Raw genomic sequence first — 22,520 nt, 5'->3', positions numbered from 1 at the left:
AGACTAAAATGAAAAAAAGCGAGATGAAACCTTTTATGTCAGAAGTCCATAAAGCAATTTCAGCACATTCCGCAAAACAGCATCAGCACGTCAAAACATTTGTACAGCTTGACTATGAGCGTGAACAGGCCATTGAAGAAGCCATTGTAAAATGCAGACAGAATAAACCGTTCACGACAGATGCCATCAATGGCATCACTGCAAAAATGAACCAGCTGGCGAAAAAGGGCATCGTGCCGCAAAGACGATTCGTAAGTGAAGAGATGGTGAAAGAATTCGTCAGCAGACAGTAATGGATGAACCTGCCGCGTGTGTCATCAGCGCTTGCTGTACATACTATCCGTATCTTCTCTAAAGGGGGATATGACCATGGGCAGAACAAAACTGGGAAACAGAAATGCTCAGCAGAATAACAATGCCAAAAAGAAAAACGGCTTCGGACAGAAATTTGATTCTTATGCCGGCCGTGAAGCTGAAAAGCTGATGGCAAGCAATAAAAGACACGGTGAGTAACGTGACGGCAGCATCTTCCAAATGGGGGGATGCTGTTTTTTTACCGCCTTCTTTGGTAAAATAGGAACATTGAATAAAAAAGGAGTTTCGATATATGAATAACAAATTACTGCTCGTTGACGGCATGGCGCTTTTGTTCCGCTCGTTTTTCGCGACGGCCGTTCATCGCAATTTTATGATAAATGAAAACGGAATTCCCACAAACGGAGTCAACGGTTTTTTAAAGCATCTTATTACGGCTGTTGATACGTTTCAGCCCACACATGTCGTCTGCTGCTGGGATATGGGAAGCAAAACGTACCGCAATGATTTGTTTCAAGATTATAAGGCCAACAGAAGCGAACCGCCGCTAGAGCTGATTCCGCAATTTGATCTAGCGAAAGAAGCAGCGCGAGAGCTCGGTTTTTTAAACATCGGCATAAAAGGCTATGAGGCGGATGACTGTATCGGTACGCTTTCTGCCCTATTTTCCGGGGAAGCGGAAATTACGATTGTAACGGGTGATAAAGATCTGCTTCAATTGCTGAATCATCAAGTTCAAGTAGCGCTGCTGCAAAAGGGTATCGGCAATTATAAGGTATATACAGATGAGATATTCAGAGAAGAAACGGGAGTTCCGCCAAAAGCGCTGATTGACATTAAGGCGCTGATGGGAGACACGAGCGATAACTATCCCGGCGTTAAAGGGATCGGGGAAAAAACGGCGTACAAGCTGATCCGTGAATATCAAAACATAGACCGCTTATTAGAAAGCCTCGCTCTCTTGCCGAAGGGCCAGCAAACGAAAATTCAGCAAAGCTTGAAAGAATTGGAGCTGTCAAGGCAGCTTGCTGAAATACATTGCGAGGTGCCGTTAGTCTGTACGCTTGAAGAAGCGCTTTTTTCATTAAAGATGGAAGAGGCGGCATTAATGCTCAGACGTCATCAGATAAAAGGAATTGAAAGGATGCTCGAAAAGCTGAACGCCAGAGAGATCAGCTGATCCCTCTAGCGTTTTGTATTGCTTTTTTTTGCGTTGTTTTCAAGGGCTGATTTCGGGTCTTTATGCGCATTTCCTTCCATATTTCCCTGAGGATTCACGCCCCCGGTCAGCCGGCCTTTATTTTCTTTTCTCATAGCTGTTCACCTCATTTGTAGGATGAACAGTGAGACGCAATTTCATTCCGGTTATTTATTCAGCCGAATCGCTTTTTTTGCGAGCTGATCGGCTGTTTGGTTTTGTCTGCCGGGAATCCACTTAATGAAAAACAATGGAAATCCGGCCTTTAAGCGGATGATTTCGTCCACAAACGGCTGGAAAGCCTTGTTTTTAACCGCTTCAAGATCTGCGGCCCGCTCCACGATATCCGAATCCGTCCGGAATGACACGGACTCAAATCCGCGGGCGGCACACAGCTTCATTCCTTCAATTAAAGCGAGAAATTCAGCTTCCTGATTTGAATGGTCGCCGATCGGAATTGAGAAAGATTCTGTTTTCCCATCATGTTTAATAAAAATACCGATACCGGACGGGCCCGGGTTTCCGGCGCTTGCACCGTCCACGTAAATTTCAGCGGGCATCATCCGTCACTCTCCCTTCGGTGTCATTCGTTTTGCCATATACGCATAAGGGACAGAAATGAGTGATACCGCAAATTTAATCAGGTAAGTTGAAATGAAGATGCTGAACCATACGCCCGCGGAATAAACGCCGATAAAGGCCACGGCAGTGAAGATAAATGTATCCAGCAGCTGGCTGAGCGCCGTGCTTCCGCTGTTTCTGAGCCAGAGAAGCCTGTCTGAAGGAAAGATTCTCCGAATGGCTGAATATACATAAACATCTATCGTTTGGCTGAAAATAAAAGCCAAGAGGCTCCCGAGCGCAACACGCGGCAGAAAACCGAAAATCGTCTCAAGGGCAGGCTGTGCGATATCTGACGCAGCCGGTTTATATAAAAGAGCCCCCTGCATGGCGCATGTCAAAGCGAGCAGAGTGGAAAACCCGAGCCAGACGGCTTTGCGCGCTTCCTTGGGACCGTATTTTTCATTCAGCACATCCGTTGCGAAGAAAACGGTGCCGTACATGATATTTCCCAGTGTCGCCGTAAGCCCGAACAGCTCGACTGTTTTGACAACCTGCAAGTTGGCGCACACCGTGGCGAAACCGATCCATACGAATAGGCCCGTTTTGCCAAATCCTTTATAAAACAGAAGAACAATGATAAAATGAATGACCGCAAATAATATCCATAACACATCGTTAAACAAAACCTGCTGACTTCCTTTCAATTTGAGAATGGTTTGATTATAGCACACGCCCGTCAACTAATGAATGGTAAGGTGATTTCAATGAATCTTAAGCCGTATATCGAAATAGAAGCAAAAGGAACAGGCCCTGTCGCGTTTTTTTCCGACGATTGGCTGACCGTTCCGAAAGCGCGCATGCTTGCAAGAGAAGTCAGCCGCTTTCCTTATATAAAAGACATTCATTTTGAGGATGAAAAAGGCGCGAGCTGGACGCTTAAAGAATTAGAAAAGCTTACTGAAGAGCTTGCGCACGAACCTGACGACATTACAGTGTATTTCGACGGCGGCTTTGACAAAACAAGCGGACGCGCCGGACTCGGAATTGTCGTGTATTATTCTCTCGGCGGCAAGCGGCACCGCATACGAAAAAACAAAAGCTTAACGCTTCAGACGAACAATGAGGCGGAATATGCCGCTTTATACGAAGCGCTTAAGGAAGTGCAGGAACTTGGCGCAAGCAGAAATTCAATCACGATAAGAGGGGATTCCCTCGTCGTTTTGCATCAGCTTGACGGCAGCTGGCCGTGTTATGATGAAACGCAAAACGAATGGCTGGATAAAATTGAAGCGCTGCTCGAATCCTTAAAGCTGACACCGACATATGAAGCCGTAAACCGAAAGGAAAATCAAGAAGCGGATGACCTTGCCAGAAAAATTCTCTCGGACCGGCAGATTGAAAGCCGCATAACATTAGAAGGTAACGGAGATGACTGATATTGGATAAAAAAAGCATTTATAAAGAATTGACAGAGCTTCAGGATGAATATTGCAAAGACTGTTTCGTAAAAAAGCATTTCCGCAAAGAGTTTGGAAAAACGCACGCTCATTCTTTCTGCATCAACCAATGCACAGTGGGGGAGAAGCTGAAAGCCTACGGCAAGGTGCTGACAAATCAATAAAAAATAAAACCGCAGCTTCTGCGGTTTTATTTTTCGAATTCATCGAGCTGATGCTGGCAATCGTCGAGAAGCATTCGCTGCTTTTGCAGAAAATCCTGGTCGAGAGCTTGCAGTTCACTGGATTGTGACATTGTTCTGGCATCCTGAATCGCCTGGTAAGCAGATTCCACCAAAGTTGAATTTTGGCCCCGGGTAGCCGCTCCCGTTGTTTTCTGGGCCGTTTCCACCGCTAATTCAAGCTGGCGTTTATCCGTCAGTCCGTTTGGGAAAAATTCAGAGTCCATTAAAAAACACCTCCGCAAATAGTTTGGAGATTTTTTTTAGAAATATGTACGGAAAATAGAAAAAAATATAGAAAATAAGCCGATATAACTATTGAACCTGATTAATTAGGGCTTATTTACTATTATTCAGGGTATCTTGGGAGAGAAGGGAAAAACCAGCCGTGAATGATAAAGATTTAAAAACAATCCTTCAGCAGACATTTAAAGAAATATACGGTGATTTGGGAAGTTTAGCGGAAATGGCAAAAAAAGGAATGCCGTCAATGGAGAAACAAATTGAAGAAATTGAGCAGCGCTGCAAGCAGAATCTTGTCGCAATTGAGATTCAGACGGCAATCAAATAGGAGAGGCATACGCCTCTCCTCTATTTGTCATCTGATCAACATGTATTGAGTTTAGAGTTTTACAACATTAGAAGCTTGAGGTCCACGATTACCTTCGACAATTTCAAAAGAAACTTCTTGTCCTTCTTCTAATGATTTGTATCCTTCTCCTTCGATAGCAGTGAAGTGAACAAATACGTCGTCTCCGCCTTCAACTTCGATGAAGCCGAATCCTTTTTCGTTATTGAACCATTTTACTTTACCGTTTTGCATATTGCTTAATTCCTCCTAGTACTGTAGCACCTTCGTGCTAAAAAAAATTTTGTCATCATCCAACCGTACGTATGTAAACGTTGTTAAATGATGGTTCAACTATACACCATATGGGAGCGGACGTCAAGCGGCCGCTCCCTATTTTTTATCTTTATTTTTCCAGTCACAAAGCTTAACCGGAAAAAAACAAAAAGCACACGAACGATTCGTGTGCTTTTCTTTTACGATAATGCCATATTCGCCTTTTCGGCCATCATTTCAGATTCTTTTATAATGTCCTGCAAAATGACTTCAGAGGAGTTAGGGAGGTGCAGGCTTTTAATATTGTCCTTCATCCGGTTCAGCTTCTCCTCATCCGCGAGAAGGGAGGTGACAGACTCTAAAATTTCTTCGTGGCGGTTGACCACGACAGCCGCACCGCGATCTTCAAAGAAAATGGCATTTTCTTTTTCCTGTCCAGGAACCGGTTTGTACAAAATAACGGGTACTCCGATCGCCGTCGCTTCCGTCAGTGTGATGCCGCCCGGTTTCGTGATCATACAGTCCGTAATACGGAACAGCTCGTCAATTCTTTCTACATAGCCCAGGACTTTCAGCCGGTCGGCATTGTCACCTTCCAAGCTGCTGAGGGATTCTTTCAGCGAGCTGTTTTTGCCGCATACCACCACAACCTGCACCTGATCGTCATGAACGAGATTTTCGCACAGTTCTTTTACGTTTTTCAGCACACCATGCGCTCCCGCCATAATAAGAAGAACTTTTTTGTCGGGAGAGAGATTGTATTTTTTATAAATCGGCTCTTTCGGCATCGATTCCTCGAATTGAGGCCTGATGGGAATGCCCGTGATCTTTACGTTGTTCGGGTGAGTGCCGATTTCAATCAGTTTTTCCTTCACGTAATCTGTGGCGACATAATATTTATCAACATTTTCATGAACCCAGATTTTGTGAAGGCAGAAATCGGTCATAACGTTGAACGTCGGGATCACTTTTCCGGTTCTCCGTCTGTATTCCGGTACGACAATCATCGGAAATGTATTGATAATAATGTCCGGCTTATGCTCTTCGACGAGCTGGCCTAAACGTTTATTTCCCATTTTAAAATAAATATTGAATTTGCGTTTATTATAGATTTTGTCAACTCCGTAATAAAACAAACGATAAAACTGTTTCCCGATTGAGAAGCTTTTTAAATAAAGGTATTGAGTAACCTCTGAAACAATCGGATTTGACTCTTGATACAAATTGGAAACCGTCACATCTAAGCCGAGACGCAGACATTGTTCGTAGAGCGTTTTGGCCACTTGAACATGCCCGTTTCCGTAATTTGCAGTCAAAATTAATACTTTTTTATTGGTATTCAAGTAAATTCACCTCAATGTAATCAACAACAAGCAAGCTTCATGCATCGTAAGGAGTTATTGTCTATAGATAAACATAACACAAGTGCATCATTTTATAATAAGCGCGGCAACATATTTAAACTAAATTTAATTGATATGTTCCATTATTTTAAAGTTTTGTTATACGCATACTGAATCAAGAGTATTTTATCATATTTTTGTCACCGTATCACTCAAAACAAAAATTAATCCCATTCATACGGGGTTTCCTGATATACGTAATAATTCAGCCAATTCATAAACAATAACGTTGCATGAGCTTTCCAGCGGTTAACAGGTTCTTTCCCGCCGGGCGCAAAATAGTGCTTAGGAGCTTCTACGTTTGAAAGATTTCTCTCTATGTCTCTCTCATACTCCTGAAGTAGCGTATCGGTATCATATTCCGGATGACCCGTTAAGAAAATCTGTTTTTCGTCTTTTGAAACGATTAAACAGACCCCCGCTTCCTCTGAAACGCTGAGCACATCCAGATCCGAAGCCGATTGCAGCTGCTCCGTATTAATATCTGTATGCCGTGAGTGGGGCACATAGTATAGCTCGTCAAATCCTCTTACCAATCTCTCATGTTTTTTAAGAACGGTATGCTCAAACACACCGAAGATTTTTTTCGGCAGCTCCACTTTCTCAATGCCGTAATGATAGTATAAACCGGCTTGAGCGCCCCAGCAGATATGGAGGGTTGAAGTGACATTCGTTTTGCTCCATTCCATGATTTCCTTCAATTCTTCCCAGTAAGAAACATCTTCAAACGGCAGGTGCTCAATCGGAGCCCCGGTAATAATCATTCCGTCAAACCGTTTGTGGCGGATGCTGGAAAAATCCGTATAAAATTCATCCAGATGCTGCCTGGCCGTATTTTTTGGAGTATGTGTGCTCGGAATTAAGAACGTAAAGTGAACTTGTAAAGGTGAATTCCCAAGCATCCTGAGGAGCTGGGTTTCCGTTTGGATTTTTTTCGGCATCAGATTTAAAATCACGATCTTCTGCGGCCGGATATCCTGATGAAAAGCCCGGCTTTCATCCATTACAAAGATGTGTTCACTTTCAAGCACCTGCTTAGCGGGCAGGTGATTTGGTATATTAATAGGCAACATGCCACCTCCGTTATTCCCCGTTAATTTTCTTCATTATAGAAATTTTTAAGCCATTTTTCAATCCATCCCGGCGTAATAAACCGCATTTAACGCATAATGACAGGGATAAAAGCGGCAAATGGACATAAATTCGGAGCGGCTCTTTATTATGACGAGTAAAGAGCCGTTTGGTTCCTCGAAAAAAACGTTTTCCGTTAAGTGGAAGGAAAAAGCGGTTGCCGTTTGTTTTGCAGTGTAAAACAGGTAAAATAAATGAAGAATGTAAAAAGGAGGGCCGCAGATGACAATTTACGATATAAACGTACGGACCATAACAGGCGAAGACATGACGCTATCGGCTTACAGAGGCAAGGTGATGATCATTGTGAATACAGCAAGCAAATGCGGGTTCACATCCCAGCTCAAGCAGCTTCAGGAGCTCTATGATACATATCGGGAGGAAGGTCTTGAAATTTTGGGATTTCCCTGCAACCAATTCATGAACCAAGAACCTGGAAACGAAGCGGAAATTCAAGAGTTCTGTGTGAAAAACTACGGAGTCACATTCCCTATGTTTGCGAAAGTTGATGTCAATGGAGCAGACGCTCATCCTCTCTTCACATATCTGACGGAAAAGGCGAAGGGGATGCTCGGCACAAAAGCGGTCAAATGGAATTTCACTAAGTTTATCGTGGACCGAAACGGTGAAGTCACCGGGCGTTTTTCACCGAACGTCAACCCAAAAGAGCTGGAAGATACGGTGCAGAGGCTTTTGGCCCGATAAGAGGTGATACGGTGAACGAAAAAGAGCAGCTGGAAAGCGTCAGGAATTGGGTCAGAGAAAAGCTTATCAATGAACGAACGGGCCATGACTGGCTTCATATTTCCCGGGTCGCAAAACTTTCTGTTTATATGGCAAAAGAAGAAGGCGCCGACTTATTTATCACTGAGACGGCCGCGCTGGTTCATGATCTGATTGACGCCAAGCTCGAAAAAAGCGAAAGGCTGACGGCAGGCGAAGTGACAGAACGGCTGGCTGCTTTCAACATTGCGGATGGCTCCATTCAGGAGATCGCGGATATTATCACGAGAATGTCATTCAGACACAGGGAACTGCTGATAAAGCGGCCGCTTTCATTGGAGGGGAAAGTTGTTCAGGATGCAGATATGCTTGATGCGATCGGCGCAGCGGGCATCGGCAGGGCTTTTATGTTTGCCGGGGCGAAGGGTCACCCGATGTACGGAACTCAATCAAGTGTGCTGGCCCATATAGAGGATAAATTAATCATGCTTAAAGGCTTAATGAATACAAAAGCGGGGACCGGTTTAGCAGAGGAGCGACATCAATTTCTTTTGCAGTTTGCCGCCCGTATCCAAAAAGAGGCCGGCATTTGCAAAAGCTAAGCGGCGCAATAGAACGCTTGTGCCGACTATGTTAGAATAAGTGTCAGATTGTGCATAGGAGGACCAATATGAAGATTAAATCAATAGAACCGACGCCGAGTCCGAACACGATGAAAGTGATTTTGACTGAAGAGCTTCCGGCAGGGAAAAGCAACAATTACAAGCCCGGTCAGGCAGATGATGCTCCGGTTGTCGTACGTGATATTTTAAACATTGAAGGAGTAAAGGGCGTTTATCACGTTGCCGATTTCCTGGCTGTGGAGAGAAACGCACGTTTTGACTGGAAGGAAATTCTGCCTCAGGTCCGTTCCGCTTTCGGAATGGAACATACGGAGCAGTCTGAGAGCCGTTCTGAACAGGAATCGTTCGGTGAAGTGAAGGTTTTCGTACAAATGTTCAGCGGAATCCCGATGCAGGTCAAATTGACGGACGGCGAACGTGAAGAACGCTTCGGCCTTCCGGAACGTTTCCAAGAAGCCATTTTAAAGCTGCGTTCCGAAGCTTCAAATGTTGTATTTGAGCGGGCTTGGAAAGAACAAGGCGTGCGCTTCGGGGATTTTACCGAAATCGGACACGATGTCACAGAAGAGCTTCAGGCCGCCTACAGTGATGAGCGGCTCAAACGCCTGACAGAAGCAGCCGCACAGCAAAAGGGTGAGGCCAAACCGGCAGTGCAGCGGAAAGCTTATAAAGTGACTTTGGAAATGCTCGATGACGAAGACTGGAAACAGCGCTATGCCCATCTTGAGCAAATGGATCCGGATGAAGACGATTTACTAGTATTGGAAAAGGCGCTGCATGATCCGAAGACTTCGATCAGAAGACAAGCCGTCGTTTATTTGGGAATGATCGAAAAGCCGTCTGTGCTTCCGCTGTTATACAAAGCGCTTGAAGACAAAACGGTGACGGTCAGAAGGACGGCAGGTGACTGTCTGTCGGATCTCGGCGATACGAGCGCCATCCCGGCCATGATGAAATCGCTCAGTGACTCAAGCAAGCTCGTGCGCTGGCGCGCGGCCATGTTTTTATATGAAGTCGGCGATGAAAGCGCGCTGGAAGCATTAAAAGCGGCGGAAGACGATCCGGAATTCGAAGTCAGCCTGCAAGTCAAAATGGCGATTGAACGGATTGAGCACGGAGAAGAGGCGAAAGGTTCAGTCTGGAAACAGATGACTGAAAGCAGAAAAAAAGAACAGTTATAACAAAAAGGTGCGCCATGCACCTTTTTTATTTGAATTCACTTTTTATAAAAATTATTTAGAATATTGTTGAAAAATGATTCAAAACTCTATATAGTAAGTACAATATTAATTGTTGGAGGGTTTTTATCGAAATACAGAAAGAGTAGAAAAGCGAGACAGGGCAAAGACACTGTAAACAGGTAATTTGCAGAACGCGCCCTTAAATAAACTGAAAATTTTAAAAATAGTGCACAGTCTAAAAACAGTAGGGGGATCACCATGGCAGAATTACGCAGCAACATGATCACACAGGGAATTGACAGAGCGCCGCACCGCAGCCTTCTTCGCGCTGCCGGCGTAAAAGAAGAAGACTTCGGCAAGCCGTTTATCGCGGTCTGTAATTCATACATCGATATCGTTCCCGGGCATGTTCACCTGCAGGAATTTGGAAAAATCGTAAAAGAAGCAATCAGGGAAGCGGGCGGTGTGCCTTTTGAATTTAACACGATCGGAGTAGATGACGGAATCGCGATGGGGCATATCGGGATGAGATATTCGCTGCCGAGCCGCGAAATCATTGCCGATTCAGTTGAAACGGTCGTCTCGGCGCACTGGTTTGACGGAATGGTCTGCATTCCGAACTGCGACAAAATTACGCCGGGTATGCTGATGGCGGCTATGCGGATTAATATTCCGACCATTTTTGTCAGCGGGGGGCCGATGGCAGCCGGCCGCACAAGCGACGGCCGCAAAATTTCGCTTTCTTCAGTATTTGAAGGCGTCGGCGCATATCAAGCCGGGAAAATCGGTGAAAGCGACCTGCAGGAGCTGGAACAGTTCGGCTGCCCGACGTGCGGATCTTGTTCGGGCATGTTTACGGCAAACTCCATGAACTGTCTGTCTGAAGCGCTCGGTCTGGCGCTTCCGGGCAATGGAACAATTCTAGCAACTTCACCGGAGAGAAGAGAGTTTGTGAGAAAATCAGCGGCCCAATTGATGGAGACCATCAAAAAAGACATTAAGCCGCGCGATATCGTCACCGAAAAAGCGATTGACAATGCATTTGCGTTAGACATGGCTCTCGGCGGCTCAACCAACACAGTGCTTCATACGCTTGCGCTTGCCAATGAAGCTGGGGTTGAGTACTCTTTAGAACGCATTAACGAAGTGGCTGAACGAGTGCCTCACTTATCGAAATTGGCGCCGGCCTCGGACGTCTTCATTGAAGATCTGCACGAAGCGGGCGGAGTCTCAGCGGCCCTTAATGAACTGGCGAAAAAAGAAGGGGCGCTTCATCTTGACGCGCTTACTGTAACAGGCCGCACACTCGGAGAAACCATTGCGGGTCATGAAGTAAAGGATTATGACGTGATTCATCCGCTTGACAATCCGTTTACCGAAAAAGGCGGTTTGGCCGTCCTGTTTGGGAATCTGGCTCCGGACGGCGCCATTATCAAAACAGGCGGCGTACAGGACGGGATTACAAGACATGAAGGTCCCGCTGTCGTCTTTGATTCCCAGGATGCCGCGCTTGAAGGTATTATAAACCGCAAAGTAAAAGAAGGAGATGTTGTCATTATCCGTTATGAAGGGCCAAAGGGCGGCCCGGGCATGCCGGAGATGCTTGCTCCGACGTCTCAGATTGTCGGAATGGGGCTTGGCCCGAAAGTGGCGCTTATTACAGACGGCCGTTTTTCAGGAGCGTCCCGGGGCCTTTCAATCGGGCACGTATCGCCTGAAGCGGCTGAAGGCGGCCCGCTCGCATTCGTAGAAAACGGCGACCATGTCATCGTTGATATAGAAAAACGGATTTTGGACGTACAAGTGCCTGAAGAAGAATGGGAAAAACGCAAGGCCGAATGGAAAGGCTTCGAGCCGAAAGTGAAAACAGGATATCTAGCCCGGTATTCCAAACTCGTAACAAGCGCCAATACGGGCGGAATCATGAAAATATAAAACAGAGGCCTGAACAATTGAATTCCGGCCCCCTCTATAGTATCCTTGACTTCATATAAGGATTTTAGAGGGGGCTTTTTTATGTCAATGGCTTATGAAGAATATATGCGCCAGCTGGTCGTGCCGATGCGCCGTGAGCTGACGGGTGCGGGTTTTCAGGAATTAACGACTGCTGAAGAAGTAGAAAGCTTTATGGAACAGGCAGAGGGCACGACATTGGTCGTTGTCAACTCCGTGTGCGGCTGTGCAGCCGGTCTTGCCCGTCCGGCTGCGACTCAGGCTGTTTTACAGCATGAAAAAGCGCCTGATCATACGGTTACCGTATTTGCCGGTCAAGATAAAGACGCAACTGCAAAAATGCGTGAATACTTTACAGGGCAGGAACCTTCCTCGCCATCAATGGCGCTGTTAAAAGGAAAAGAGGTCGTTCATTTTATTCCCCGTCACGAAATCGAAGGGCATGACATGGAGGAAATTATGAAAAATCTGACGGATGCCTTCGATGCGCACTGCTGAAATGCCCGAATTCCGGGCATTTTCTTTTTGGGGAAAAAAATGATCACAACGAGTTACCGACCAAGCGAATATACGATACACACAGCGCAGTCGCTCAGTGTCAAGCTGGGTGACACTTACTGCAGCCGCAATAAACAGCCCATTGAAAAAATGCTGGAACGAGCGGCTAGCGATCTTTTAGTCATCGGAAAGGAACGGTTCGAACTTTACACGAAGCAAGGGGAGAAGTTCTTTTTTCACCCGAATACAGCGATGTTCCGCGCAAAGCGGTTTTTGAGAGGGGAAGCCGAGCCGTTGTTAAAAGCAGCCGGATTACGCGAAGGGGGTTCCTTTTTAGATTGTACGCTCGGCCTGGCATCCGATGCGATTTTGGCAAGCCTGGCAGTCGGAAAAAGCGGACAAGTCATCGGCCTGGAGAAAAACAAGCTTGTCTCATTGCTTGTTGAAACAGGACTTCAAACGTGGGAAACCGGAATGGAGCAGCTCCAAACCGCCATGAAACGCATTCAGGTCAAACATGCCGACTGCGCCGATTATTTGCGGGAGCTTCCTGATTCATCGGTAGATGTCATTTATTTTGACCCGATGTTTCACGAACCTGTTGAAACGTCAGACGGCATTGCACCACTCCGCGCGCTGGCAGAAGAGGGTTTTAACGAAGAGTGCATCACGCAAGCCGTCCGGGCGGCGAAAAAATGCGTAGTGCTTAAAGACCATTGGAAAAGCCCGCGGTTTGAACGATACGGCTTCAAGGTGCTGAAAAGAAAGACGGCGCTTTTCCACTTCGGTGTCATCCATGTGAGCTCATGATATCATGGGCTTCTTTTTCGTTAATCAGTGATTTCCATAACGACAAAATAAAGCAGCGTGAGAAGTGATACAGTCGCAAATAAAGCGTTAATCATCTCATCCCCTCCTTTTTCTCCTTCTTATTGTAAGCGGTTTATCCGCTCAGTCACAGTTACCAATTTCCCATATTGCATGATAATACGCTGCCGGACATGACGCCGCGCTTTCATCTATGCTAAAATAAAGGAAAAGAGGACAATAAAACAGAGGGGAACAATCTGTCATGAAATTGTGGATGAAAAAGACCCTTGTGGTTCTGTTTACCATTGTAACGTTCGGACTCGTGTCTCCTCCGGCTGCTTTGATGACAGACAAGCCTTCAGGACAGTCGAGCAGTCTTGAGCAGAATGATTACACCGCTTTTTATGATGAACACGCCCTCCCGGGAGAAGAGAAGGCAGGGCGGGAGCCTGAATTACTGTTTCAATCGTATCAGCAGCAGCTTCTCGGTGATGCTGAAAATCAATCATTTTTAAAATTCGGCAGCAAAATTTCTCCGGTCATTGAAGAGGACTACAGAAGTGAAATTCTGCCGAAAATCGAAGATGTGATCACAGGACATTTAGCCAAGTTTCAAGATGATGAAGCGTATCAGGATGTGGTTATTTCCAGCAAACCGTCGGCCGGAAAAACTGAAAAAATTTTTCATGTGTATAACAGGCTTACGGGTGAAGATCTTTTAAGGTTCCACGTCCGCCGGGATCATCCTCCGCAAGACGGCTACTGGTTTAATTTTCATTACCATACCGCTGAAGACGGATTTCAATCACATCATGAGCTCGGCAGCATTTACTGGGACCGCAATACGCCGCCTGACTGGATGAGCGTGTAATAGCGAGAAGAAATAAAAAAATCATTTCTGAGAAATTTTGCAGAAATGATTTTTTATTGTGTTACACTACTAAAAGACTACATTAAAAGGATGAAAAAAATGAAACAATATAAAGATTTGTGCCGTCATGTGTTAGAAAACGGAGAAAAAAAAGGAGACCGTACGGGAACGGGTACGATCAGCACGTTCGGCTACCAAATGCGGTTTAACCTTCAGGAAGGTTTCCCGATGCTTACGACGAAAAAGCTCCATTTTAAATCCATCGCGCATGAACTGCTTTGGTTTTTAAATGGAGATACGAATGTCCGCTACCTTCAGGAAAACGGAGTCCGCATCTGGAACGAATGGGCGGATGAAAACGGAGAACTCGGACCGGTTTACGGTTCTCAATGGCGTTCATGGCGCGGAGCGGACGGCGAGACCATTGATCAAATCTCCCGGCTGATTCACGACATCAAGACAAACCCGAATTCCAGACGTTTAATCGTCAGCGCCTGGAATGTCGGCGAAATTGATCATATGGCGCTTCCGCCTTGCCACTGCCTGTTTCAGTTTTATGTCGCGGACGGAAAACTGTCGTGTCAGCTTTATCAGCGCTCAGCGGATGTCTTTCTCGGCGTGCCGTTTAATATTGCGTCTTATGCGCTTTTAACAATGATGATCGCGCATGTGACGGGGCTTGAACCGGGTGAGTTTGTTCATACATTCGGAGACGTCCACATTTACCAAAATCATGTGGAGCAGGTGAATTTGCAGCTGACAAGGGATGTCCGTCCACTGCCGAAACTGCGGTTTGCGCGAAACGTTGATTCTATTTTTGATTTTACGTTTGAAGACTTTATCATTGAGGATTATGACCCGCATCCGCACATAAAAGGAGCTGTCAGCGTATGATTTCGTTTATTTTTGCGATGGATGAAAACCGGCTGATCGGAAAAGATAACGATCTGCCTTGGCATCTTCCCGATGATCTCGCATATTTCAAAAAAGTGACGACGGGTCACACCATTGTAATGGGGCGGAAAACGTTTGAATCAATCGGACGCCCGCTTCCGAACCGGCGTAACATCGTTGTAACCTCACGGGACGAATCTTTATTCCCAGGCTGTATTACCGCCGACTCGGCTGAGGAAGTGCTCAAGCTGATCCCGGCGGATGAAGAATGCTTTGTGATCGGCGGAGCCCAGCTGTACAGTGCGCTCTTTCCTTATGCGGACAGACTCTACATGACAAAAATTCACCATGTCTTTGAAGGAGACCGTTTTTTTCCGGAATTTAATGAAGCTGAATGGGAATTGACATCCCGCAAACAGGGAGTAAAAGATGAAAAAAACCCTTACGATTATGAGTATCTTGTATACGAGAAAAAGAATTGAGTTTAAGCAGGGGGACAAGAATTGATTCGTTACGGCTGCCTTGTGATGTACGTTGTATTTATGTTCATGAAAAATATTCAGGAATATATCAATCAAAAAGAGCTTGACCCGCGGCTTTCTTTTCAAAAACAGATGAGGCTGGTGTATGAGCGGCCGAAAGCCTTTATGAGAGGCTGCATTGACGTGTCGGGATCGGCAATCGGCATTCATCATGATCAGCCGATCCCGGACGGCCCCGTATTGTATGTGCATCCCAGATTACGCCCGGCTGATCTTCTGCTGCTTGCGGGACATCTTGAAGAGCCGGCTGGTTTTATCGCTGGCGAGAAAGCTTTCCGGATGCCGTTTCTCGGAAATTGGCTGCGGCTGATGGGTGTCATTTGTGACGGAGACAGCCGGGATGCCGTGTTTCAGGAGGCAGAAGTCCGTCTGCAAAAAGGGCAAAGCCTGATTCTGTCCGAAGACGGCAAAATCAATCCGGAGGAACTGGCCCTTCGTTTCGATCTCCCGATTGTGCCTGTCAGCACTTCGGGAACAGACCGGCTGCTGCGGGGCAGATTACTGAAACGGCTGAAACCGGCTGACATTGAATTACATATAAAGCCCGCTTATTATCCGGCCGGTCAGAAACGGCTTCGTGCATAAAAAAAGCACAGCCTCTATAGAGAGGCTGTGCTTTTTATTTCAGATAAAGGGGACTTTGACGCAATAAAATAAAATACAGAAAAACATCGAGGCGCTGCCGCCTAAAACAAAACTGTGCCAAATGGCGTGATGATACGGAACCTTTCTCCAAATATAAAATATTGTGCCGGCGGAATACAATAAGCCGCCGAAAAGAAGAAGGCCGAAACCGGGGCCTGACAGCGAAGCGTACAGCGGTTTAATGGCGACGATGATCAGCCAGCCCATCATTAAATAGACAAGCGTTGAAAAAATGATAAACCGCTTCACGAAAAAGATTTTAAACACGATGCCTCCGATGGCAAGCGACCAAACAATAATTAAAAGGGTCAGACCGAGCGCCCCTTTTAGGGGTCCTAATAAAAATGGCGTATATGTTCCGGCTATTAATACGTATATCGCGGAATGATCCACAATCTCAAGAATGTCTTTCGTTTTTTTATGCTGAATGCTGTGCAAAAGAGTCGAGCTGAGATACAGCAGCAGCATTGAAGCGCCGAAGATTGAAAAGCTGACGATGTCTGTCGGCGAGCCGTATTTCACCGCGAAGATAATGAGAAAAATAAGCGCCGGAATCGACAGCAATACACCGATTCCGTGTGTGACGGCATTTGCGATTTCTTCTTTTATTGTGAACAATCAAATGTCCTCCTTTTTAAAGGATTTGCTTTTGCAGTGACTGCAAAAAGCTCAACCCTTCTAATGTAATTTTTGTTCCAGCGCGTCCACGGCCTTTTGTCACATAGTTCATCTTTTCTAAGTAATCAAGCCTGTTTCTGACCTGCTGGGGCGATAATGTCATTGTGCTGTTTTCGCTTAATTCGGATATGCTCCGTCTGCTGGCGGGTTCGCCTTTTGTATTTAAGTCTTTAATTGATTCCAAAATAAACAAAAACTCTTCTTTCTCCATCAATGTCAGCCGTTTTTCTTTTTTCTTAGTTGTTTTCGCTTTCTGGCTGTTTTTGATATACAGCGGGACATCATCGGGATAAATCGTGCTGCCGGATGCTGCCGCGGCCATATAGTACGCCGCATTTTGAAGTTCTCTGATGTTGCCGTTAAAGGTGTGCCGCTCAAACAGCGGATAAACGGACGGATCGATATGAACATGCTGCCCCGAGGCTGTCAGCATATGCTGCAGAAGAAGCGGTATATCGCTTTTTCGTTCAGATAAAGCAGGGAGCGGAAGGCATAACACGTGAAGCCTGTAAAATAAATCTTGGCTGAACGTATTTTCTGCGCCGGTATCACCAAGATCCGCCGTGCTGCTTGCAATGATGCGGGCGGAAAGCCCGGCATCCAGCTCGGAAAGAAGGCGGGCCTGTACCGAGAGCGGCAAGTCTCCGATTTCATATAAGAATAATGTTCCGCGGCGGGCCCTGTTTAATGCGCCTTCAGCGCCGAACAGTTCATATTCGAGCCGCTCTTCGCTTTGGCTGCAGTGAACGGTAATAAATAGTTCGCTGTTTCTGCGGGATTTATGATGGATCGCTCTGGCCATTTGTTTTTTTCCGGTTCCGACTTCACCTGTTATGAAGACCGGCAAATCAGATAAGGCAAATTGCGAGGCCAATCGTTTCGCTTCTGAAAAGGTGTGATGTTCGCCGGCCAGCTGATAAAAAGGATCAGTTTGTTCAATTACACTCATGAATTGGCTCCTTTTGGTTCTAATTGGTTTAAGTATAACACGTTTGTGCGATCAAAAATATCTTTTTCTCTTGTATCGGTTCATTTAATTTTATTTACAAAATTAAAATAATTGTCTTATTATTTGAATATTCATGTTATAATGGCATATTAAATAGGGATTTAAATAAGAAAGGACTCTGTAAATGAAACCGTTGCTTAAAGAAGACTCTCTCATCCAGGTAAAAGACATTTTAAAAGCGCACCAAAATGTAAAGGACGTTGTGATACATACGCCTTTGCAGAGGAATGACAGACTTTCTGAGAGGTATGGCTGCAATATCTATTTGAAAAGAGAAGACCTGCAGGTGGTCAGATCATTTAAGCTCAGAGGGGCTTATAATAAAATGAGGCAGCTCTCAAAAGAGCAGACTGAAAACGGAATTGTATGCGCAAGTGCGGGAAACCATGCGCAGGGGGTTGCGTTTTCATGCAAACACCTCGGCATTCACGGCAAGATTTTTATGCCGTCAACCACACCGAGACAGAAAGTATCCCAAGTGGAACTGTTCGGAAAAGAATTTGTTGAAATCATATTGACGGGTGACACTTTCGATGATGCGTATAAGAGTTCTGCGGAATGCTGTGAAAAAGAAAACCGCACGTTTATTCATCCGTTTGACGATCCCGATATCATGGCCGGACAGGGAACGGCTGCCATCGAAATTTTAAATGACATTGACGTTGAACCGCATTTTCTTTTTGCAAGTGTAGGGGGAGGAGGACTTCTGTCCGGGCTCGGCACGTACATGAAAAACATCTCGCCGGATACAAAAATCATAGCGGTAGAGCCGAAGGGCGCAGCCTCCTATTTTGAATCGAAAAAAGCCGGACAAGTGGTTGAACTCGAGAAAATTGATAAATTTGTCGATGGGGCGGCCGTAAAAAAAATCGGCGCTGAAACCTTTCAAACGCTCGAAACCGTCGTCGATGACGTTGTGCTTGTCCCGGAAGGAAAAGTGTGCAGCACGATTCTCGAATTATATAATCAATGCGCCATCGTAGCGGAGCCGGCGGGTGCATTGTCCGTGTCAGCACTTGATCTGTACAAGGAAGAGATTAAAGGGAAAAACGTCATCTGCGTGGTCAGCGGAGGGAATAACGACATCGGCAGAATGCAGGAGATGAAGGAGCGCTCCATGATTTATGAGGGGCTGCAGCATTATTTTATTGTTAATTTCCCGCAAAGGGCGGGAGCGCTTCGCGAATACCTTGATGAGGTGCTCGGTCCTGATGATGACATCACCCGGTTTGAATACACGAAAAAAAATAACAAAAGCAGCGGCCCCGCATTGGTCGGCATTGAGCTTAAGCATCGGGAAGATTACGGCGCGCTCATTGCCCGGATGAATCAAAAAGGATTTCATTACGTAGAAGTGAATAAAGATCAGGATCTGTTCCACCTGTTAATCTGACTTTTTTTAGAACGGCCGCGCAAAATGACAGACACGCTTTCTCAGATTGTATATAATAAAAAGAAAACAATCGAAAAAGAAGGATTGATATCTTGTTACTCAAAAGCCTAGAGTTCAAACGACAGGACGGGATTCAGGTAAAAGTGACAGAAATACCGGTTGTCACGGAAGGTGAACATTATTTTTTTCAAATTCATCAGCACCTTGAGCTTTATTTGAGAGAGGTTTTTGCTTCACAAAGTGTGAGAACAGTGTATTCATTCCGACAATATGTCAAGCGCCGTATGAAGTGGAAAGATTACGAGGCCGTTTTCAACCAAGAGATTTTAAAACATAACGCATAACGGTGCATATTCCTTAGCGCCTTCCTTTTGATAAGGGAGGGTGCGGGAATTTTTTTATGATGAATGCTGTAAGCGTTTTATCCATGGGGGGAATGGAAATGAAAAAAATGAAAATCTTCGCTGCCGTCTTTTGTTTGCTGCTCTTGTGCGCCTGCGGGGGGAAAACGATAAAAGACCCGCTGAACTATCAGATTGAACCGTTTTCATATCAGAACCAAGACGGGAAAACAGTGTCACTGAAAAGCCTGAAGGGGCATGTCTGGATTGCCGACTTTATGTTTACAAATTGTAATACGGTCTGTCCGCCGATGACGGCCCACATGACCGAACTGCAAAAAAAACTGAAGGCTGAGAATCTGGACGTGCGGATTGTGTCGTTCAGTGTAGATCCTGAAAAGGATACGCCGAAACAGCTGAAAGCCTTTGCTTCCAAATATCCGCTTTCGCTTCGCAACTGGGATTTTCTGACCGGTTACAGCCAAAAGGACATTGAAGATTTTGCCCTGAACAGCTTTAAAGCAATCGTTAAAAAGCCGGAGGGAGAGGACCAGGTCATACATAAAACCTCTTTTTATTTAGTCGGACCTGACGGAAAGGTGCTTAAAGATTATGACGGCGTGCAGAAGGTTCCGTATGATGACATCCTCTCAGATGTCAGAGCGGCTGAGGAGCTCAAGTAAACTGGCAGATTAGACATTTTCAAATCTGAAAAAACATGTTACACTTTCCACTAGTAGACGGGGAAGGAGCAACCAGATTGAAGCTGCGAATGTTCTCATTGATCGCCGGACTGGCCTTGCTTTTATCAGCTTGTTCTGTCCAGCGCACCGGTTCTGACGCTGAAGAACCGAAAACGAAAGATCATATTGTCATAGCTGCGGTCGGTGATTCATTGACTGAAGGAGTAGGAGATCCTGACGGTTCAGGATACGTCGGCAGGACAGCGGAGTCTCTTAAGAAAAAGGGACATGTGAAAACGGTAGATATTAAAAATTATGCGGTGCAGGGTGACAAAACGTCGGACCTGCTGGAAAAGCTTGATAATAAAAAAGTGCAGAAATCATTAAAGAGCGCCGACTATATCTTTTTTACCATCGGCGGCAATGACTTAATGAAGGTGCTCCGCCAGAATATGATGCAGCTGACGGTTCAGCCGTTCCAAAAGGAAGAGAAACCTTTTGAAAAACGGTTCAAGGCGATCGTTTCAAAAATCCGCAAATATAATGAAAACGCAGAGCTGGTGTATGTCAGCATGTATAATCCATTCACGTTTACGCTGCCTGAATTAAAAGAAATTAATGGGGTTGTAACGGATTGGAACAAGATCGCCGCAAAAGAGCTGGAAAAAGATCCTCACGCCGCCGCGGTGAATGTTGAAGACTTGTTCAGTCAAAAAAGCGGCAGCAGACGGATTTCAAAGGATGATGATTTTCATCCGAACGCAAAAGGGTATGCACTTATCGCCGATCGAATGTACGGCATCATTGAAAAACAAGGGTTACCAGCAGAATAGGGTGAAATGATGAAAAAGTGGAAATCGCTGTTTTTTGTTCTTCTCGCACTCAATGTGATTGCCGCCGCGGTAATTGTGACATTATTGGTTATGCCGGGAGAGCAGGCGAAAATACAAGATCAGACAAAAAGTGAGTACGGCTTTCATATCACGAGCTCGAAAGAATCTCTTGCCAGGTTTGTGAATGCGTACTTAAAAGAGAAGGCATCGAATCAGCTTGACTACAAAGTGGACATCAATAACGATGTGCACGTGGCAGGTAAAATCAAAGCATTCTCAACCTCCATTAACGCGGTCGTCACATTTGAACCGTCCGTACAGGAGAACGGAGATGTGATGTTGAAAGTGACGAAGTTTTCCTTAGGCGAATTAAGCCTGCCGATCAGCTTTGTGCTGAATTATATGGACAGCTTTTATGAACTCCCGTCATTTGTGCACGTTCATTCCGGGGATAAAAGCATCGAGATCCGTCTGTCGGAAATGCCTTTAGACAACGGCATGTATGTAAAAGCGGATAAAATCAATCTCGACACGGATGAAATTGAATTTTCCTATTATCATCCGAAACATTAAGTTTTCATAAAAAAACACAGATCCTTTAAGGGATTTGTGTTTTTTCGTGTCAGCGTTTTTTATCCAGCTTGCTGAACAGTTTGATTAACGTTGCGAGCTCTTCATCAGAGTAGCAGTCAAACCGTTTAAAAAAGTATTCTGTTTTTTTCTGGTTGAAATGATCGACAATTTTCTCCCCGGCTTCCGTAATATGGATTCTGATAATTCGCCTGTCCTCTTTAGAACGGATGCGGGTGATCCATTCCTTTTCTACTAAAGCGTCGGTCACTGCGGTAATGTGGCTTGCGGAGACCTCAAGAATGGGGGCGAATTCCGTTACTTTTTTAGGCCCTTGTTCACTGAGAATCCGCAAAATGATAAATTCATTCCTGGACAGCTCTTTATCTAGAATTTCATTAACTTCATTTCTGATTTGTTTAAACACTTTTCGAAGCAAAGCTTCCATATCATACATCATTTGTGTCCTTACTTTCAAATCATGAACCTCCAATATGTAGTCAGCGTGGCATTCGTTCAGCTTCCCCTGAAAGCAGAATTATTTTTATTCTGTTTATACATGCTATAATATAATAATACCACGTATGAACAAAGGAGGGCACCCGTATGTCAGAAAAAAAAGAAATCGCCACATTTGCAGGCGGCTGTTTTTGGTGCATGGTGAAGCCGTTTGACGAACAGCCCGGGATTGAAAAGGTGGTGTCCGGCTATACAGGAGGTCATACTGAGAATCCGACTTACGAAGAAGTGTGCAGTGAAACGACCGGACACAGAGAAGCCGTTCAAATCACATTTCAACCTGACATTTATCCGTACGAAAAGCTTGTCGAGCTGTTTTGGCAGCAGATCGACCCGACTGATGCAGGCGGCCAGTTTGCAGACCGCGGAAGTTCATATCGGGCGGCGATATATTACCATAATGATGAACAAAAACAAATCGCTGAAGCCTCAAAAAAACAGCTTGAAGAAAGCGGTATATTTAAAAAGCCGATCGTGACAGACATTTTGAAGGCTGAGCCTTTTTATGAAGCGGAAGGCTATCATCAGCACTTTTATAAGAAAAATCCTGATCACTACGGGCGCTACCGTGTAGGTTCCGGACGTCAAGGCTTTCTGGATGAGCATTGGAGGGACAGATAA

General features: G+C 45.3%; 32 protein-coding genes and 1 pseudogene. 22 read left to right on the top strand and 11 right to left on the bottom strand.

What is annotated here, in order from left to right; all coding sequences use genetic code 11:
- Nucleotides 1-35: 35 nt before the first annotated feature.
- The 3 genes from NYE42_RS11305 (at nt 36) to NYE42_RS11295 (ending at nt 1,495) form a co-directional block, all read left to right on the top strand.
- Nucleotides 36-293 carry a YpbS family protein gene (locus NYE42_RS11305; RefSeq protein WP_012117818.1) on the top strand — a complete coding sequence of 86 codons (258 nt, stop codon included), beginning with the start codon at nt 36-38 and terminating at the stop codon, nt 291-293.
- Nucleotides 294-369: 76 nt separating this feature from the next.
- On the top strand, nt 370-513 hold the full coding sequence (locus NYE42_RS11300) for a hypothetical protein (RefSeq protein ID WP_003153570.1): 144 nt from the start codon (nt 370-372) through the stop codon (nt 511-513).
- A 94-nt stretch (nt 514-607) separates the two neighbouring features.
- Complete coding sequence (locus NYE42_RS11295; protein ID WP_014418167.1) at nt 608-1,495, top strand: 5'-3' exonuclease; 888 nt, start codon at nt 608-610, stop codon at nt 1,493-1,495.
- Between the two features lie 5 nt (nt 1,496-1,500).
- On the opposite strand, the gene sspL is transcribed toward NYE42_RS11295, so the two are convergent.
- Genes sspL through NYE42_RS11280 form a run of 3 tightly spaced genes read right to left on the bottom strand, consistent with a single transcriptional unit; the run spans nt 1,501 to nt 2,760 of the window.
- Nucleotides 1,501-1,629, bottom strand: a complete 129-nt coding sequence (gene sspL / locus NYE42_RS11290; RefSeq protein WP_003153575.1) for a small, acid-soluble spore protein L — start codon at nt 1,627-1,629, stop codon at nt 1,501-1,503.
- A 51-nt stretch (nt 1,630-1,680) separates the two neighbouring features.
- Nucleotides 1,681-2,073, bottom strand: coding sequence for a reverse transcriptase-like protein (locus NYE42_RS11285; RefSeq protein ID WP_025649782.1), 393 nt, complete (start codon nt 2,071-2,073; stop codon nt 1,681-1,683).
- A 6-nt stretch (nt 2,074-2,079) separates the two neighbouring features.
- Nucleotides 2,080-2,760: a queuosine precursor transporter gene (locus tag NYE42_RS11280; protein ID WP_095353025.1), complete on the bottom strand. Its 681-nt coding sequence runs from the start codon at nt 2,758-2,760 to the stop codon at nt 2,080-2,082.
- A gap of 81 nt (nt 2,761-2,841) precedes the next feature.
- Between NYE42_RS11280 and NYE42_RS11275 the strand changes: the two genes are divergently transcribed.
- Complete coding sequence (locus NYE42_RS11275) at nt 2,842-3,513, top strand: ribonuclease H family protein (RefSeq protein WP_352426467.1); 672 nt, start codon at nt 2,842-2,844, stop codon at nt 3,511-3,513.
- A 2-nt stretch (nt 3,514-3,515) separates the two neighbouring features.
- Nucleotides 3,516-3,698, top strand: coding sequence for a zinc-finger domain-containing protein (locus NYE42_RS11270; RefSeq protein ID WP_003153581.1), 183 nt, complete (start codon nt 3,516-3,518; stop codon nt 3,696-3,698).
- Between the two features lie 26 nt (nt 3,699-3,724).
- Here NYE42_RS11270 and NYE42_RS11265 read toward each other — a convergent pair whose 3' ends face one another.
- Nucleotides 3,725-3,982 carry a DUF2564 family protein gene (locus NYE42_RS11265; protein ID WP_007409519.1) on the bottom strand — a complete coding sequence of 86 codons (258 nt, stop codon included), beginning with the start codon at nt 3,980-3,982 and terminating at the stop codon, nt 3,725-3,727.
- 161 nt (nt 3,983-4,143) lie between these two features.
- Here NYE42_RS11265 and NYE42_RS11260 point away from each other — a divergent pair, with 161 nt between their 5' ends.
- The gene (locus NYE42_RS11260; RefSeq protein ID WP_012117812.1) at nt 4,144-4,326 is read left to right on the top strand and encodes a hypothetical protein; all 183 of its coding nucleotides are present in this window, start codon (nt 4,144-4,146) and stop codon (nt 4,324-4,326) included.
- 51 nt (nt 4,327-4,377) lie between these two features.
- On the opposite strand, the gene cspD is transcribed toward NYE42_RS11260, so the two are convergent.
- The 4 genes and pseudogenes from cspD to metA form a co-directional block, all read right to left on the bottom strand.
- Nucleotides 4,378-4,578, bottom strand: a complete 201-nt coding sequence (gene cspD / locus NYE42_RS11255) for a cold-shock protein CspD (RefSeq protein ID WP_003153604.1) — start codon at nt 4,576-4,578, stop codon at nt 4,378-4,380.
- 15 nt (nt 4,579-4,593) lie between these two features.
- Nucleotides 4,594-4,705, bottom strand: a pseudogene (locus NYE42_RS11250) (hypothetical protein); the annotation flags it as partial.
- A gap of 94 nt (nt 4,706-4,799) precedes the next feature.
- Nucleotides 4,800-5,942, bottom strand: a complete 1,143-nt coding sequence (locus NYE42_RS11245; RefSeq protein WP_144664625.1) for a diglucosyl diacylglycerol synthase — start codon at nt 5,940-5,942, stop codon at nt 4,800-4,802.
- 224 nt (nt 5,943-6,166) lie between these two features.
- A complete protein-coding gene (gene metA, locus NYE42_RS11240) occupies nt 6,167-7,072 on the bottom strand; it encodes a homoserine O-succinyltransferase (RefSeq protein ID WP_003153608.1) in 906 nt (301 codons plus the stop codon).
- A gap of 283 nt (nt 7,073-7,355) precedes the next feature.
- On the opposite strand from metA, the gene NYE42_RS11235 reads away from it, so the two are divergent.
- The 10 genes from NYE42_RS11235 to NYE42_RS11190 all read left to right on the top strand — a co-directional run bounded on the left by NYE42_RS11235 (nt 7,356) and on the right by NYE42_RS11190 (nt 15,813).
- Nucleotides 7,356-7,838: a glutathione peroxidase gene (locus tag NYE42_RS11235; protein ID WP_033574699.1), complete on the top strand. Its 483-nt coding sequence runs from the start codon at nt 7,356-7,358 to the stop codon at nt 7,836-7,838.
- Between the two features lie 11 nt (nt 7,839-7,849).
- Nucleotides 7,850-8,458: an HD domain-containing protein gene (locus NYE42_RS11230; protein ID WP_352426466.1), complete on the top strand. Its 609-nt coding sequence runs from the start codon at nt 7,850-7,852 to the stop codon at nt 8,456-8,458.
- 68 nt (nt 8,459-8,526) lie between these two features.
- Entirely contained in the window at nt 8,527-9,660 is a 1,134-nt protein-coding gene (locus tag NYE42_RS11225; RefSeq protein ID WP_342496955.1) for a conserved virulence factor C family protein, read from the top strand.
- 258 nt (nt 9,661-9,918) lie between these two features.
- On the top strand, nt 9,919-11,595 hold the full coding sequence (gene ilvD / locus NYE42_RS11220) for a dihydroxy-acid dehydratase (protein ID WP_007409524.1): 1,677 nt from the start codon (nt 9,919-9,921) through the stop codon (nt 11,593-11,595).
- An 81-nt stretch (nt 11,596-11,676) separates the two neighbouring features.
- The gene (locus NYE42_RS11215; RefSeq protein ID WP_003153619.1) at nt 11,677-12,111 is read left to right on the top strand and encodes a BrxA/BrxB family bacilliredoxin; all 435 of its coding nucleotides are present in this window, start codon (nt 11,677-11,679) and stop codon (nt 12,109-12,111) included.
- A gap of 39 nt (nt 12,112-12,150) precedes the next feature.
- Nucleotides 12,151-12,921 (top strand): class I SAM-dependent methyltransferase, encoded by a 771-nt coding sequence (locus NYE42_RS11210; protein WP_251257384.1) that lies wholly within the window; start codon nt 12,151-12,153, stop codon nt 12,919-12,921.
- Between the two features lie 262 nt (nt 12,922-13,183).
- Nucleotides 13,184-13,792, top strand: coding sequence for a YpjP family protein (locus NYE42_RS11205; RefSeq protein WP_352426465.1), 609 nt, complete (start codon nt 13,184-13,186; stop codon nt 13,790-13,792).
- Between the two features lie 99 nt (nt 13,793-13,891).
- The gene (locus tag NYE42_RS11200) at nt 13,892-14,686 is read left to right on the top strand and encodes a thymidylate synthase (protein WP_043021189.1); all 795 of its coding nucleotides are present in this window, start codon (nt 13,892-13,894) and stop codon (nt 14,684-14,686) included.
- Nucleotides 14,683-15,168: a dihydrofolate reductase gene (locus NYE42_RS11195; RefSeq protein ID WP_007409527.1), complete on the top strand. Its 486-nt coding sequence runs from the start codon at nt 14,683-14,685 to the stop codon at nt 15,166-15,168. The genes NYE42_RS11200 and NYE42_RS11195 overlap by 4 nt, the downstream gene beginning before the upstream one ends.
- 21 nt (nt 15,169-15,189) lie before the next feature.
- On the top strand, nt 15,190-15,813 hold the full coding sequence (locus NYE42_RS11190; RefSeq protein WP_021494209.1) for a lysophospholipid acyltransferase family protein: 624 nt from the start codon (nt 15,190-15,192) through the stop codon (nt 15,811-15,813).
- 39 nt (nt 15,814-15,852) lie between these two features.
- On the opposite strand, the gene NYE42_RS11185 is transcribed toward NYE42_RS11190, so the two are convergent.
- Both NYE42_RS11185 and NYE42_RS11180 read right to left on the bottom strand, forming a co-directional pair.
- The gene (locus NYE42_RS11185; RefSeq protein ID WP_007409529.1) at nt 15,853-16,491 is read right to left on the bottom strand and encodes a hemolysin III family protein; all 639 of its coding nucleotides are present in this window, start codon (nt 16,489-16,491) and stop codon (nt 15,853-15,855) included.
- A gap of 16 nt (nt 16,492-16,507) precedes the next feature.
- Nucleotides 16,508-17,500, bottom strand: coding sequence for a sigma 54-interacting transcriptional regulator (locus tag NYE42_RS11180; protein ID WP_352426464.1), 993 nt, complete (start codon nt 17,498-17,500; stop codon nt 16,508-16,510).
- Nucleotides 17,501-17,684: 184 nt separating this feature from the next.
- On the opposite strand from NYE42_RS11180, the gene ilvA reads away from it, so the two are divergent.
- From ilvA to NYE42_RS11155, 5 genes are all read left to right on the top strand, one after another.
- Nucleotides 17,685-18,953, top strand: a complete 1,269-nt coding sequence (gene ilvA / locus NYE42_RS11175) for a threonine ammonia-lyase IlvA (protein WP_338683643.1) — start codon at nt 17,685-17,687, stop codon at nt 18,951-18,953.
- A gap of 92 nt (nt 18,954-19,045) precedes the next feature.
- On the top strand, nt 19,046-19,297 hold the full coding sequence (locus tag NYE42_RS11170; protein WP_007409532.1) for a DUF2535 family protein: 252 nt from the start codon (nt 19,046-19,048) through the stop codon (nt 19,295-19,297).
- Nucleotides 19,298-19,395: 98 nt separating this feature from the next.
- Nucleotides 19,396-19,977 carry an SCO family protein gene (locus NYE42_RS11165; protein ID WP_099566858.1) on the top strand — a complete coding sequence of 194 codons (582 nt, stop codon included), beginning with the start codon at nt 19,396-19,398 and terminating at the stop codon, nt 19,975-19,977.
- 77 nt (nt 19,978-20,054) lie between these two features.
- Complete coding sequence (locus NYE42_RS11160) at nt 20,055-20,810, top strand: SGNH/GDSL hydrolase family protein (RefSeq protein WP_144664631.1); 756 nt, start codon at nt 20,055-20,057, stop codon at nt 20,808-20,810.
- A gap of 9 nt (nt 20,811-20,819) precedes the next feature.
- Nucleotides 20,820-21,383 carry a DUF2140 family protein gene (locus NYE42_RS11155; protein WP_144464454.1) on the top strand — a complete coding sequence of 188 codons (564 nt, stop codon included), beginning with the start codon at nt 20,820-20,822 and terminating at the stop codon, nt 21,381-21,383.
- 49 nt (nt 21,384-21,432) lie between these two features.
- Here NYE42_RS11155 and NYE42_RS11150 read toward each other — a convergent pair whose 3' ends face one another.
- The gene (locus NYE42_RS11150) at nt 21,433-21,858 is read right to left on the bottom strand and encodes a MarR family transcriptional regulator (RefSeq protein WP_012117803.1); all 426 of its coding nucleotides are present in this window, start codon (nt 21,856-21,858) and stop codon (nt 21,433-21,435) included.
- A 128-nt stretch (nt 21,859-21,986) separates the two neighbouring features.
- Here NYE42_RS11150 and msrA point away from each other — a divergent pair, with 128 nt between their 5' ends.
- A complete protein-coding gene (gene msrA, locus NYE42_RS11145; RefSeq protein ID WP_003153641.1) occupies nt 21,987-22,520 on the top strand; it encodes a peptide-methionine (S)-S-oxide reductase MsrA in 534 nt (177 codons plus the stop codon).

This window comes from Bacillus sp. FSL K6-2865, from assembly GCF_040311405.1.
In the GTDB taxonomy this organism is placed as follows: domain Bacteria; phylum Bacillota; class Bacilli; order Bacillales; family Bacillaceae; genus Bacillus; species Bacillus velezensis.
Note: the sequence above shows the minus strand (reverse complement) of the source record. Positions and strands in the feature narration are given on the sequence as shown.